The sequence below is a fragment of the Spirosoma aerophilum genome, from assembly GCF_054782495.1.
The window spans coordinates 80148-93505 of the sequence record NZ_BAAGSJ010000009.1 but is presented as its reverse complement, the minus strand read 5'-3'; the positions used below and the strand labels follow the sequence as shown (position 1 = coordinate 93505).

The following is a 13358-nucleotide window of genomic DNA, read 5'->3' as shown; positions in this document are numbered from 1 at the left end:
CTGAATGTCAGCGCCTAACAAAAAGAAAATTCTCAACGATCCCGTTTATGGGTTTATCACGATTCCGACCGAGCTGCTTTTTGACCTGGTCGAACACCCGTATTTTCAGCGACTTCGGCGCATCAAGCAGTTAGGCTTATCCGAATATGTGTATCCGGGTGCGCTGCATACCCGTTTTCACCACGCTTTAGGGGCTATGCACTTGATGGGACAGGCCATGAGTACGCTGCAAAGCAAAGGACATTCCATTAGTAGTGACGAGTGCGAAGCCGCTCAGATCGCCATCCTGCTGCACGACGTTGGCCACGGCCCATTCTCACACGTACTGGAGTGCTGTTTGCTGGAAAATGTGCCCCACGAAGAAATCTCGCTGCTCCTGATGCATGAAATGAATGGTCAGTTTAACGGTGCCCTGTCATTGGCCATCCGGATGTTTGAAGGAACCTACGAGCGACCGTTTTTTCACCAGCTTATTTCGAGCCAGCTCGATATGGACCGGATGGACTACCTCAACCGCGACGGCTATTATACGGGTGTGGCCGAAGGGGCTATCGGTGCCGAACGAATCATCAAAATGCTCGACCTGGCCGATGACCAACTGGTTGTCGAAGCAAAAGGTATACTGAGTGTCGAAAATTTCCTGAATGCCCGTCGGCTGATGTACTGGCAGGTGTATCTGCACAAAACATCGATCTGCGCCGAGTCCATGCTCATCCAGATTTTGCGTCGGGCGCGGTTTCTGCTCCGTCAGCCGGGTGGAGAGCCTGTCTTTGCTCCGACTGTATTTCGTTTGTTTCTGCAAGAGGACATTTCGCTAAGCGACTTTCGCACCAATCATACATACCTCAATGCTTTTACCCGGCTGGATGATTTTGATGTGTGGGCCTGCATTAAAGAATGGGCGTTGCACGCCGATTTTGTGCTGTCAACACTTTGCCAGATGATGCTGGACCGGAAACTGTTTAAAATCATGCTGTCGACGGAGCCTTTTGCGGGTGAATTACTAACCGAACTCGAAAATCAGCTCCATCGGCTGGGATTACCCGATGAAATGCTCAGTTATTTTCTGGTGGAAGGGCAGGCCACCAATGCGGCCTACCTGCCTTCGGAAGACCGGATCAGTATTAAGCTGAAAAATGGGAAGGTCATCGATATTGCTGATGCATCGGACCTGTCGAATATCCAGGTGCTGACCAATATTGTTCGGCGGTACTATGTCTGCTGGGCCAAAGAGTTGAACGGAATAAGTCAACCAATAAACAGCAAGTGAATAAAGTTGCCGGGTTGCCAGTCCGGGAGGGTAGAGGAACAAGGGGCTTCCTAACTATTTCCGGGCGGTTTTATCCGAAAAATGCAATTTGTTAGTTACCTTAGCGGCCCAATCGATCGCAAAAAATGAGTGCTTTGCGACGGTAGTCATACGTATATGGAGTTTACAGTCAAGCAGATTGCCACGCTGCTGGGGGGCGAAATCGCCGGAAATGATGCACTGGCAATCAAGGGATTAGCCAAGATAGAAGAAGGGAAGCCAGGCGATATTTCGTTTCTGTCGAATCTCAAGTATGAACCGTTTCTGTATACGACTCAGGCATCGGCGGTGATTGTTGACCGGTCTTTTCAGCCTAAAAAGCCGGTTTCGCCAGCCTTGATTTTTGTAGAAAATTCCTACTCTGCCTTCACTCAACTGCTGGAAGAATACTACCGGCAATTAAGTTTTGCGCGCGTTGGCGTCGAACAGCCTTCGTATGTTGGCGAAGGCAGCCAGTGCGGTGATCAGATTTACCGGGGTGCTTTCTCGTATATCGGTAAGAATTGCCAGATCGGGCAGAATGTTAAAATATACCCGCATGCCTATGTTGGTAACAACGTTCGCATCGGCGATAATACAATCATTCATCCGGGTGCCCGCGTGCTGGACAACTGCGTTATCGGGCAGCAGTGCGTTATCCACCCAAACGCCGTCATTGGCAGTGAAGGGTTTGGGTTCGCTCCACAGCCCGATGGTACCTACAAAACCATCCCCCAACTCGGTAATGTTATTCTGGAAGACTTTGTGAATGTCGGCTCCGGAACCACGATCGATTGCGCCACCATGGGATCAACCATTATCCGGAAAGGGGTAAAGCTGGATAACCTGATTCAGATCGGACACAACGTCGATATTGGCCGAAATACGGTCATTGCGGCCCAGACGGGGGTGGCCGGTTCGACAAAACTCGGTGAAAACTGCGTTATTGCCGGGCAGGTTGGCTTTGCCGGTCATTTAACCATTGCCAACGGCACCAAAGTGGGTGCGCAGTCGGGAGTGGGTAAAAATGTGGAAGAAGAGGGTATATCGCTCAATGGCTCCCACGCCTTTTTAATGCGTGACAACATGCGCTCACAGGCCATTTTCCGGAAATTACCAGCTCTGGAACAACGGGTAAGCAAACTGGAAAAGAAAAACGAAAAATAGTTTATAGTGTATAGTTTTCAGGTCGAGGTCTATGATGTATGGTCGGCTGACGCGGAAACAACCGGCAACCATGCATCATAAATCCTGAACCGTAAACCATAGACTGTAAATCGCGCCGGCGACCCGGTGAAAACGAATGAATACTAAACAACAGACGATTCAAAAATCCGTATCGGTATCGGGCGTAGGTTTACACACAGGTGTGTCGGCAACGATGACCTTTCTGCCCGCCCCAACGAATCACGGTTATAAATTCCAGCGCATCGACCTGCCGGGACAGCCCATTGTGGATGCCGACGTTGATAATGTGGTGGACCTCTCGCGGGGAACGACCATCGAGCAGAGTGGTGCCCGGATTCACACCGTTGAGCATACACTGGCCGCTTTGGTTGGCTTGCAGCTGGATAACGTGCTGATTCAACTGGACGGCCCCGAGCCTCCTATCATGGATGGGTCGTCGATTCAGTTTATCAACGCCCTGCGCGATGCCGGGATCGAAGAGCAGAACGCCACCCGTAACTATTTTGAGGTCACGGAATCGGTTCATTACCGCAACCCCGAAAAAGATATTGAACTGGCTGCCCTGCCCCTGAACGACTATCGCCTGACGGTGATGGTCGATTATAACTCCCGGGTTATCAGCAGCCAGCACGCCTACCTGAACGATATAAGTCAGTTCCCCGAACAGATTGCCAGCTGCCGCACGTTTGTGTTTCTGCATGAACTGGAAGCGCTCTTCCGCCAGAACCTGATAAAAGGGGGCGATCTGACCAACGCCATCGTTATTGTTGATCGGGAGGTAAGAGATGGGGAGCTGGATTATCTGGCTGATCTGCTCAAGAAGCCGAAGGTGAGCGTAAACAAGCAGGAGGGTATTCTGAACAACATTCAGCTGCACTACCCAAATGAAATGGCACGCCATAAACTGCTGGACATGGTGGGCGATCTGGCCCTGATTGGCCGACCCATCAAAGCGCAGATTCTGGCAGCCCGCCCCGGCCATGCTGCCAACGTTGCCTTTGCCAAAAAAATCAAGAAACTGATCCAGAAGAACGCGGCAAATCAGGTTCCTCAGTACGACCCGACCCAACCGCCGGTGCTTGATATTAATCGAATCTCTCAGTTGCTGCCCCACCGGTACCCGTTCCAGATGATCGACAAAATCATCGCTCTGGACGAAAACAGCGTGGTCGGGATCAAGAACGTAACCATGAACGAGCCTTATTTCCCGGGTCACTTTCCGGGAAATCCGGTTATGCCGGGCGTTATGCAGCTCGAAGCCATGGCACAAACGGGTGGTATCCTCGTGCTGAGCACCGTGCCTGACCCTGAGAACTATTGGCCGTTTCTGGTCGGTATTGAAAATTGCCGTTTCCGGCGGAACGTATTGCCCGGCGACACCGTAATCTTCCGCTGTGAGTTTACCTCGCCCATGAAACGCGGTATAGTGAAGATGCAGGGTCGTGGATACGTGGCCAATCAACTGGTGTGTGAAGCTGACATGATCGCCAGCCTGGTTAAGAAAAAATAAGTCGGTAAGTCAGTAAGTCAGTAAGTGGCTGATGTAAAAGAAGCTCTCCGTGATCCACTTACTGACTTATCGACTTACTGACTTATCGACTAAAAAGATATGATTCAACCATTAGCTTACATCCACCCTGAAGCAAAAATCGCGCAGAACGTGGTAATCGAGCCTTTTGCTATCATTCATAAAGATGTGGAGATTGGCGAAGGATCGTGGATCGGCTCGCATGCGGTTATTAATGAAGGGTCGCGAATTGGCCGTAATTGTAAAATTTATCCTGGAGCCGTTATTTCCTCCACACCGCAGGATTTAAAATTCAATAACGAATACACCCGAACCTACATTGGCGACAATACTACCATTCGGGAGTATGCGACCATTAGTCGGGGAACGGAAGAACACTGGAAAACGGAAATCGGGTCGAACTGCCTGATTATGGCCTACGCGCACGTGGCGCACGACTGCCGCATTGGTAACTACTGCATCATCACAAACAATGTGCAGATGGCCGGCCACGTGTATATGGGTGACTGGGCGATCATTGGCGGGTCGAGTTCGGTCCTTCAGTTTACGCGCATCGGTGCTCACGCTTTTATTTCGGGCGGATCGCTGGTTCGCAAGGATGTGCCTCCCTTTTCGAAAGCTGCCCGCGAACCGCTTACCTACGCTGGTATCAACTCGGTGGGGATCCGTCGGCGGGGATATACCAACGAGCAGATTAACCAAATCCAGGAAATTTATCGCTACATCTATCTGCGGGGTCTCAACAATGCTGATGCGCTGACGCAGATCGAACTTGAGCTACCGCCATCGGATGAGCGCGACGAAATTGTGAATTTCATCCGGTCGTCGGAGCGGGGAATCATGAAAGGCCCCTCCACCAGCAACGTAGAGCGGGAGTAGGCGAGGGTGCAGGGCCGGACGATGCCTCTGTCCCTGTATCTTTTCAGGCTCCGGCCGCTGGCCGGTACGTTGCAACATCACAGCTATGCAAACCGGTGCAAAACCGGGAAACAAAAGGCATAAGGCCAAGCCAACGTGGCCCGACCTTGCACCATCAGGCAACCGAATAATGCTGACAATCGCTGCCGAGGGAATCGGTAAAAAATACCGGAAGGAGTGGATTTTTCGGCGGGTCAGTCTGACGCTCAACGCCGGTAGCAGCTATACGTTTGTTGGGCCAAATGGGAGTGGTAAATCGACGTTGCTACAGTTGCTGGCCGGAAATCTACCCTCTACAGAAGGAACGCTGACCTATTTACAGGACGGTAAACTCATTGAGCCTGACAACTGGTTTCGGCAGGTGAGTATTGCCGCCCCCTATCTGGAACTGGTTGAGGAGCTGACGCTGGATGAACTGCTCACTTTTCACCAGACGTTTAAACCCTTTCGGGATCAACTTACACCCGAAGCCGTTGCCGACCGATTGCTCCTGACACATGCCCGCCATAAAGAGATCAAGTATTTCTCATCCGGGATGAAGCAGCGGGTTAAGCTCGGTCTGGCATTTTTCTCCCATTCGCCCATCGTTATCTTAGACGAGCCCACCTCCAACCTCGACCGGCAGGGGGCGGCCTGGTATCACGAGCAGGTGCGCCAGCTCGGCTCCGACCAGCTGCTTCTGATTGGCTCCAATCAACCCGAGGAGTATGACTTCTGCCCCAATATACTGGATGTGATGCAGTGGAAATGAGTATGACGCCAGGCACATAACCGCGTGCAGTTACCCGTCTGACGTCACAATTTTCCGGTCATCAGTTAGCTACGAGCGGCATTCATCATCGACTCTGCACCGAGCTGCACGGGTGAATCGTACAATTTCCGCATCAAAAAGCCGTGTTCGATCAGGAAGTCCAGGTTGAACTTGCGTACCATACCATGGTTAGGCAAAACCGGACTCTCCAGGTGGTCAATCACGTAGTTTGGGAAGTAGTTGACCACGTCGTTATGCGAAATGCTGAACGGGGGCGTTGGCAGCGATGGTGCATATTCGACCGTGTTGAGAAACATCAATGCCCCTACCGGCGTCATTTTTTCCAGCGTCTGCAAATAGCGCATCCGCATCGGCTCGGGTAAAGCAACCAGCGAGGCCCGGTCATACACGATGTCGATCGTGCCCAGGTCTTTGGCTGTCAGATCGAAAAAATCACCGCAGAAAATGGTAATGTTGCCCGAGATAAATTTATTGCCGACCCGTTTGTATGCCCGCTGATTTTCGGCGAAGAACTGGAGAATGGCTTTTTCAACGATCTCGACGCCCACAACCCGGTGCGCAAAGTGGCTGAAATAGATCATATCGACGCTTTTGCCGCAGAGCGGAACAAATACCGACTTGCCTTCGAGCGAAAAGGGTGGAATATATTTGATCAGATAAGGGTGGACGTCTTTGCGGTGAAAGCTGGTATAAGCGCCTTCTAATTCCCATGATTTCGTCCAGAATGCCTGTTCCATGATTAAAAAGAGTAAGGATTTTTGCGAGTTTCGATGAGGCAAAGTTCCTTACTCCCTGGTCCGGATTTTAGCGAGAATGTACGGATTCTGAAAATGCCGTACATTCCCGTATTGGGGTCTGATGGGTGACGGGAAACTACGCGGTTGAGACATTACCCCTCCCCTAAAAAAAGGGGATGAGCTCAGCCTAGTCACTTTTAGCCCCTCTCCTTTTTTTAGGGGAGGGGTTGGGGTGGGGTTTACTCCGACTACTATCCCAACGTAAGCGATCCCCTTCTCTTACCCCTCCGCCCGCAACACGTCCAGCGGTGGTCTGACCAGTACCTCGCGGCTGTTGAACACGCCGATGATCACGGTTAAAGCCGTTACCGTGGCCGCTACAACCAGCAACGGAAGGGCATCGGGCCGGTAAGGGACTTCGAACACAAAATGGGCCAGTGCCCATGTACCCACGACCGACAGCAATATACCCGATAACGAAGCCAGTAAGCCCAGCAAGCCGTATTCCAGTGCCGTGATGCGTAGAATCTGGGCGCGGCTGGCTCCCAGGGTCCGGAGCAGCACGCTCTCCCGAAGCCGCTGATATTTGCTGATTACCACCGAACTGGCTAAAACGAGCAGCCCCGTTAGAATACTGAACAGGGCCATGAACTGAATCACAAAGGAGATTTGCCCGAGAATGTCGTCCACCGTTTTCAGAATAAGGCCCAGATCGATGGCCGATACGTTAGGAAACCGGCTCACCAGCGCACGTTGCAGCAGCGCCGATGTCTGGTTGTTGGGAACACGGGTCATCAACACGTGAAACTGCGGAGCCTGCTCCAGTACTCCTGACGGAAAGACGACCAGAAAGTTGGTCTGTACCCGGTTCCATTCCACCTCGCGGGTGCCGCCGACAATGGTTTGTATGGGTGCCCCCTGCACGTTAAAATTGAGTGTATCGCCAAGCTTCACGTGCATCCGATCCAGAAAATCTTTCTCAACTGATACATAAATAGCTCCGTCGGCCTGATACGGTGCTTTGCCCGAAGCTAATTTTTCAGACGAAATCAGCGTGTCGCGGTAAGTAACGCGGTACTCACGGGTGAAGGCCCATTTGGGCGTTCTGGCGGTCGTATCTTTAGGATTCTTAGGGGTAAGGTCGGTGCTTCCGTTAATGTTCGTAAGCCGCATGGTTACCACCGGAACTTCCTGCAGTACAGGGAGCTTCTGCGTTTTTACCAGCGATCGGATACCCGCGATCTGCTCATTCTGAATGTCGAACAGCACCATATTGGGCTGGTTTCCACTCGATGATAATTCCACCCGGCCCAGCAAAAGTCCCTGTGTGAGATAAAGGGTTGCGATCAGGAACGCGCCCAGACCGATGGACGTGACGAGAATAAGCGTCTGGTTGTTGGGGCGATACAAATTCGCCAGACTTTGCCGCCAGATATAACTCCACGATACCGGAAAGAAGCGACGTACCAGCCAGATCAGGCCCAGTCCCAGAGCCGTCAGGATACCAAACGCCAGCGCCAGGCCACCAGTGAACCCAATGGCCAGCATGAAGTTGCGCGTTTGCCAATACGCAAAACCGATAATGAAGCCGACAACCAGCAAATACACCAGCCACCGAAGCGGGTCCCGATTACTCAGGTCGTCTTCGTAAGAGTTACGTAATGTTCGCAGGGGCGACACGTTCCGTATGGCCAGCAGGGGGAGCAGGGCAAACAGGACGGAAATGAGCAACCCTGTTCCAATGCCGCCCAGAATGGCCGGGGCCGATAATGTTGTTTCAACCGTGATAGGCAGGAAATTCCCGAATACGCGCGGCAGGATCAACTGCACAACCGAGCCGGCCAACGCGCCGATGATGGCACCAAGCAAACCCATGAGGGCGGTCTGGATGAGGTAGATCAGGAAAGCCTGACGACCGCTGGCTCCGAGCGTCCGCAGAATAGCTACCGACGTCACTTTCTCTTTTACATATAGTTGAACCGCACTGGCAACGCCCACACAGCCCAGCAATAAGGCCACAAATGCCACCAGACTCATGTACTTGGTGAGGTCGGCAAAGGAGCGGCCGGTCTGTCGTTTGCGGGCGGCAACGGTATCGTAATTAAGCCCGGCTTTTTCTAGTTTAGGGCCGATCTGCTTGAGTATCTTCTCAACATCGGTGCCCTGATCAAATCGGAAATAGTATTTATAACTGACTCTACTGCCACGCTGCAGTAAGCTTTCCGATACAAACGGCAGAAAGACGGTTGGCGCTACTGTCGACGTCACCGCCGATTGACCCGGGGTTTTCAGTACGCGACCGATGATCTTATAGGAAATGCCCCCCACTTGTATAGAGTCTCCTACCTGTGCCCCAAACTGATTCATGAGCGCGTCATCAACCAGCGCATAGGGCTGCTTGGGAAGACTATTGAACTTATCCCGCCAGAGCTTTTCGGCTGACTGCGGAACAATCTGCCATTCGCCATAATACGGATAGCTGTTAGCGAAAGCATAACTACCCGGACTTAAGTTTTTAACCTGGGCCAGCCTTACTCCCTGATTTTTGGGGAACGAAACCATGGACGCAAACGAAATTTCATTTGTGTATTCGTAAGCATCGTTAATGGGTGTTTTCTTATCGGCATTCTTCTGAGCCGGAGCAGAGACAACTTTACCCAGAAGCGGGTAAATAAGCTTCTCTTTATTGGGCTCGTTACTCGACAGCACCAAATCCGCGCCGAGTAACTCGCGGGCCTGCTCATCAATACTCCGGGCCAGGTTGTCGCCGAAGGAGTTGATGGCGACCAAAGCCGCAATGCCCAGCACAATGGCCGACATGAAAAGAAGTAAGCGCTGTCGGCTCCGGCGGCTATCGCGCCAGGCCATTCTGAAAAGCCAGGACATAATTTAAAGAGCGAAAGAGTGAAAGAGCGATTTGCCAAGGTGGTGAAATAGTGTGAGTGTTGTCACTCTTTCACACTTTCACTCTTTCGCTCTTTGGTATCAGAAACGACCGTTCCACCTTTGATTCGGATGACCCGCTGGGTGCGGGCGGCCAGTTCGAGATCGTGGGTAACGAGGACGAGGGTTGTACCGGCTTCGCGGTTCAGTTCAAAAAGCAGGTCGACGACGGTGGCGCTGGTTTCGCCGTCGAGGTTACCCGTGGGCTCATCGGCGAAGAGCAGTTTGGGCCGGTTGGCGAAGGCTCGGGCCAGCGAAACCCGCTGCTGCTCACCACCCGACAGCTGGGTAGGGTAGTGGTGCCCGCGCTGACCCAAGCCCACGCGTTCCAGCAGTGCCTGGGCCGCTTTGGCCGCTCCCTTTTCGCCACGGAGTTCGAGCGGTACCATCACGTTTTCGAGGGCGGTAAGCGTGGGCAGGAGCTGGAAATTCTGAAAGATAAAGCCGACATACTGATTTCGGATGGCGGCCCGCTGATCTTCGTTGAGTGTATCCAGCCGAACGTCGTTCAGGTACACACTGCCCGACGAAGCCCGGTCCAGCCCGGCACACAAACCCAGCAGGGTCGTTTTGCCGCTGCCCGAAGGACCAACTATAGAAAATGTATCGCCTGGTTCGAGGGTGAAGTTGACGCCATGCAGAACGGTCAGGTCACGACCCCCACTCGAATAGGTTTTCGTAAGATTTTCGACGCGAAGAATACTCATGGAACAAAAAAGGGTTGTTGCGACTTTTTAAACGCAAAGACGGGGGATAACGCAACGAGCGCAACGTAATTGGAGCGTCCTTTGCGTTTAATTAACTGATGTATTCTTTATGAAGTTCTGCCTATATAGTAAAACGCCTTATTCTGTGATAAGCGGGTTGTTGTTGGTCTTAACGGTCTGGGGCTGTGGCGCAACTGATACCAAAACGACCACCACAAAAGCACCGGCTGCCGAACAGGCGGAGTCAACGCCAGCGAGTCCGGCCCAAAAGAAAACCATCCTGTTCTATGGCAACAGCCTTACGGCCGGCTATGGTGTAGAGCCATCGCAGGCCTTCCCGGCGCTGATCGGGCAAAAGCTCGATTCAGCCGGGTTGAACTACACCGTTGTGAATGCGGGTTTGAGTGGCGAAACGACTGCCGGGGGTAAAAGCCGCATTGCGTGGGTATTGCGTAAACCCGTGGCGGTGTTTGTACTGGAACTGGGCGGAAACGATGGCCTTCGGGGCCTTCCGCTGGCCGACACCCGAAAAAACCTTCAGGCTATTATGGATACCGTTCGGCAGAAGAGCCCGGAGGCTACTATCGTTCTGGCCGGTATGCAGATTCCGCCCAATATGGGTGCCAGCTATACCAAAGAGTTTCGGGGGCTGTTTAAGGAACTGGCCGATAAGAACAAAGCCGTTCTGATTCCGTTTCTGCTCGAAAACGTGGGAGGAATCCGTAAGCTGAACCAGCCCGATGGTATTCATCCAACGCCTGCCGGGCATAAGATTGTGGCCAACACGGTATGGCAAGTGATCCGGCCGATTTTGAAGTAAGCTTATGCAGCGCGGGTCTTCAGCCTGCGTAGTTGTCAGGCTAAGATAGGATGGTTTTTAACCTGACGGCTACGCGGGTTAAAGACCTGTGCTATGTCGATCAGAATGGATAGCCGACGGCAATGTTCAGGACCAGATTCTGCTTTCGCCAGTCTTTGCTGCCAAAGTCGATCTGGTCGATAACCCACTCGCTGCCATTCGTTTTATACGGTTTTCGTAGGGGCGTAGCCAGATCAAAACGCACCAGAAAATAGGAGAGGTCTATGCGAATACCGACACCGGTTCCAATGGCGATCTGTCTGTAAAACTCCGGGCTGAACTTGGCCTGTACTTCGTCTCCGAAGGTCGCGTTGTTTGAATAGGTCCATATATTGCCCGCATCGACAAAGACGGCGGCTTCAATATACTTATTCAACTTAGCCCGAATCTCAGTATTGGCTTCGAGCTTTATATCGCCCCCGCCGTCCTGGAAGAGCTGCCGGTCACGAATCGTGTCCCTGGCAAACAGACCAGGGCCAATAGCTCGTGGGCGAAATGCCCGGATGCTATTGCTGCCGCCTACAAAGTACTGTTTGGTCAGCGGTAACTGAAACCCTCTGGAGTTGCCATACGTAACACCTAGTCCCCCAAATAACCGATTGGCCCAGGTTATTTTCGGCGTGAGTTTGGTATATAAACGCGCATCGGCATCGACTCGGAGAAACTGGGCAAAAGGTACATTGAAGATAATTTTATCACCGTCGTCGTTGCGTTCCTTTGCAAATAAGTTTACGACGTTGCCCGCAACTTCCAGATTGGTGGTCAGCCGGAACGTGGTTGGTGAAGTAGTTCGCAGCGACGAATTGTAATTGAAGGAGTATAAGCTGCTAAGGATCAATTGCTGCGAGCGGCTTACTGTAAGGTACTGTTGATAGATATAAGGGTTAGTAATGAGGTTATTCAGGGCGGAATCCAGGAAGGCTACGCTGATGTTAGATGGCCGAACATAGGTAATGCTAAAGGGCTGGAATGAATGTTCAACCTGCTGATTCTGCCGCCATGCGTAGCCGAACGTGGTCTGGAACGAGTTTAGATCATACAACCCGCCCCGAATCACTTTTTGATAACTCAGGGTAACATTCGTTTTGGGTAGCGCCTGCCGTCGTTCGTCGTAGTTGAACCGAACGGGGCTGACAAGACGCGGGAAGCTCAGTATGGCTTCGGTACCAAAACGGTAGTTGGTAATGCTCTGTGGACCGCCACCGACCTGAAACTCAATACCGGCGTTGGCATTGATCGTCAGTAATTCGGCCCGTTTCATCGTGTTGCGGTTCCGCCAGCTCAGGATCACCTGCGAGCCGTTGAAGTTGTTCGAGCGAGACGTACCATCGAGTTCGACCCGCATCGACTTGGTTGGGTAGGGCGTCAGGTAATAATGCACGTCGAGCACGGCGGAGTCACCCTGTTGATCAGGTTCAAACCGGTTTCGGACGAATTTAAAAGCCCCCAGGTTAATAAACCGCGACAGCGTTAAATCCTGTGCCCGGCTGTTATAGCGGGCACCCGGCTTCACGGTCACAATATCCCGGAAGAGCTTCGGGTTAAAATGCTGGGTCGAATCGACAATAATGAACTGTTCTTTACTCGTGTAGGCCTGTCCCCGGTTGGTGTCGGTCTGGGCCGTCGATAAATTGTAATTTGGATAAAGGAATACGTTTCGGATACCGTATGGAATACCAGCTGCATCAGGCATGTCGGGCTTGATGGCAAAATACAACCGGGTACGGTGCCGGGCGGTGTCGTTATCGGCCAGAATGGCTATGTAATCGGGTATAAAGTAATAAAATCCTCGCTGTTTGAATAGTTGACTAAGCCGTTCCCGCTCCAGTTTAAGGTTATCAAAATTGTAGGGGTCATCCTTTTTGATGATCGTTCGGCGACTTGCTAATCGCATAGCCGCTTTCAGGGATGCCCGAATTTTGGTGGTGTCGATGAAAACCACCGAATCGACATAGTAGCGGGGCATCACATCGACGGTATAAACCCCCCTGGCCTTATAACCACTTTCGGTCAATGTACCCGTGACGTTGGAACCAAAATACCCCTGGTTTTGCAAGGTGGCTTTCCATACCGGAATGTTGGACGTAATGGCTTTGGCACTGGCAAACACGGGCTCATCGCCAAACTTCCGCCGAAACCAGGCTCTAAAACCATTTCGGCGTGGTTCGCCAAACAGATAGTACAGAGCAACTTTGTAGGGGTAACCAAACAGCTGCTTGTTGGGCCGGGGGCGAGCCAGCGCGGCCAGTTGCTCTTTGATATTCCCCTGCTCATCTTTCGAAACCGTCGAGTCGGCCTTTATGGTAATATCCGTACCCATATACAGCCGTTCATTGGCAGGCAGGTGTTTGGCAATATTACAGGCGTTGAGCGAAAGAATAGACAGGAACAACAGGAAACGGGTTACCATCCGGGCAG

Annotated in this window: 10 protein-coding genes; 6 read left to right on the top strand and 4 right to left on the bottom strand. The window is 52.1% G+C overall.

Translation table 11 applies throughout. The annotated features are described in order from the left end of the window. Nucleotides 1-4: 4 nt before the first annotated feature. The 5 genes from ACYVK4_RS08045 (at nt 5) to ACYVK4_RS08025 (ending at nt 5673) form a co-directional block, all read left to right on the top strand. Nucleotides 5-1270, top strand: a complete 1266-nt coding sequence (locus ACYVK4_RS08045; protein WP_461126978.1) for an HD domain-containing protein — start codon at nt 5-7, stop codon at nt 1268-1270. 156 nt (nt 1271-1426) lie between these two features. Beyond that, nucleotides 1427-2455 (top strand): UDP-3-O-(3-hydroxymyristoyl)glucosamine N-acyltransferase, encoded by a 1029-nt coding sequence (gene lpxD / locus ACYVK4_RS08040; protein WP_461126977.1) that lies wholly within the window; start codon nt 1427-1429, stop codon nt 2453-2455. A 136-nt stretch (nt 2456-2591) separates the two neighbouring features. Then, nucleotides 2592-3986, top strand: coding sequence for a bifunctional UDP-3-O-[3-hydroxymyristoyl] N-acetylglucosamine deacetylase/3-hydroxyacyl-ACP dehydratase (locus ACYVK4_RS08035; RefSeq protein ID WP_461126976.1), 1395 nt, complete (start codon nt 2592-2594; stop codon nt 3984-3986). A 99-nt stretch (nt 3987-4085) separates the two neighbouring features. Then, complete coding sequence (lpxA, locus tag ACYVK4_RS08030; RefSeq protein ID WP_461126975.1) at nt 4086-4883, top strand: acyl-ACP--UDP-N-acetylglucosamine O-acyltransferase; 798 nt, start codon at nt 4086-4088, stop codon at nt 4881-4883. Nucleotides 4884-5052: 169 nt separating this feature from the next. After that, nucleotides 5053-5673 carry an ABC transporter ATP-binding protein gene (locus ACYVK4_RS08025; RefSeq protein WP_461126974.1) on the top strand — a complete coding sequence of 207 codons (621 nt, stop codon included), beginning with the start codon at nt 5053-5055 and terminating at the stop codon, nt 5671-5673. 65 nt (nt 5674-5738) lie between these two features. Here the strand turns inward: ACYVK4_RS08025 and ACYVK4_RS08020 are convergent, their stop codons facing one another. From ACYVK4_RS08020 to ACYVK4_RS08010, 3 genes are all read right to left on the bottom strand, one after another. Next, nucleotides 5739-6431 (bottom strand): class I SAM-dependent methyltransferase, encoded by a 693-nt coding sequence (locus tag ACYVK4_RS08020; RefSeq protein WP_461126973.1) that lies wholly within the window; start codon nt 6429-6431, stop codon nt 5739-5741. A gap of 279 nt (nt 6432-6710) precedes the next feature. Continuing rightward, nucleotides 6711-9299, bottom strand: a complete 2589-nt coding sequence (locus tag ACYVK4_RS08015) for an ABC transporter permease (protein WP_461127504.1) — start codon at nt 9297-9299, stop codon at nt 6711-6713. An 80-nt stretch (nt 9300-9379) separates the two neighbouring features. Further along, entirely contained in the window at nt 9380-10081 is a 702-nt protein-coding gene (locus ACYVK4_RS08010) for an ABC transporter ATP-binding protein (protein WP_461126972.1), read from the bottom strand. Between the two features lie 109 nt (nt 10082-10190). Here ACYVK4_RS08010 and ACYVK4_RS08005 point away from each other — a divergent pair, with 109 nt between their 5' ends. Further along, nucleotides 10191-10901, top strand: coding sequence for an arylesterase (locus ACYVK4_RS08005; protein ID WP_461126971.1), 711 nt, complete (start codon nt 10191-10193; stop codon nt 10899-10901). Between the two features lie 100 nt (nt 10902-11001). On the opposite strand, the gene tamL is transcribed toward ACYVK4_RS08005, so the two are convergent. Further along, nucleotides 11002-13350: a translocation and assembly module lipoprotein TamL gene (gene tamL, locus ACYVK4_RS08000; RefSeq protein ID WP_461127503.1), complete on the bottom strand. Its 2349-nt coding sequence runs from the start codon at nt 13348-13350 to the stop codon at nt 11002-11004. Between the last annotated feature and the right edge of the window lie 8 nt (nt 13351-13358).

Excerpts from the sequence above, each read along its gene's own strand:
- ACYVK4_RS08045 (WP_461126978.1), top strand. The coding sequence starts at position 5 with ATGTCAGCGCCTAACAAAAAGAAAATTCTCAACGATCCCGTTTATGGG.
- lpxD (WP_461126977.1), top strand. The coding sequence starts at position 1,427 with ATGGAGTTTACAGTCAAGCAGATTGCCACGCTGCTGGGGGGCGAAATC.
- ACYVK4_RS08035 (WP_461126976.1), top strand. The coding sequence starts at position 2,592 with ATGAATACTAAACAACAGACGATTCAAAAATCCGTATCGGTATCGGGC.
- lpxA (WP_461126975.1), top strand. The coding sequence starts at position 4,086 with ATGATTCAACCATTAGCTTACATCCACCCTGAAGCAAAAATCGCGCAG.
- ACYVK4_RS08025 (WP_461126974.1), top strand. The coding sequence starts at position 5,053 with ATGCTGACAATCGCTGCCGAGGGAATCGGTAAAAAATACCGGAAGGAG.
- ACYVK4_RS08020 (WP_461126973.1), bottom strand. The coding sequence starts at position 6,431 with ATGGAACAGGCATTCTGGACGAAATCATGGGAATTAGAAGGCGCTTAT.
- ACYVK4_RS08015 (WP_461127504.1), bottom strand. The coding sequence starts at position 9,299 with ATGGCCTGGCGCGATAGCCGCCGGAGCCGACAGCGCTTACTTCTTTTC.
- ACYVK4_RS08010 (WP_461126972.1), bottom strand. The coding sequence starts at position 10,081 with ATGAGTATTCTTCGCGTCGAAAATCTTACGAAAACCTATTCGAGTGGG.
- ACYVK4_RS08005 (WP_461126971.1), top strand. The coding sequence starts at position 10,191 with ATGAAGTTCTGCCTATATAGTAAAACGCCTTATTCTGTGATAAGCGGG.
- tamL (WP_461127503.1), bottom strand. The coding sequence starts at position 13,350 with ATGGTAACCCGTTTCCTGTTGTTCCTGTCTATTCTTTCGCTCAACGCC.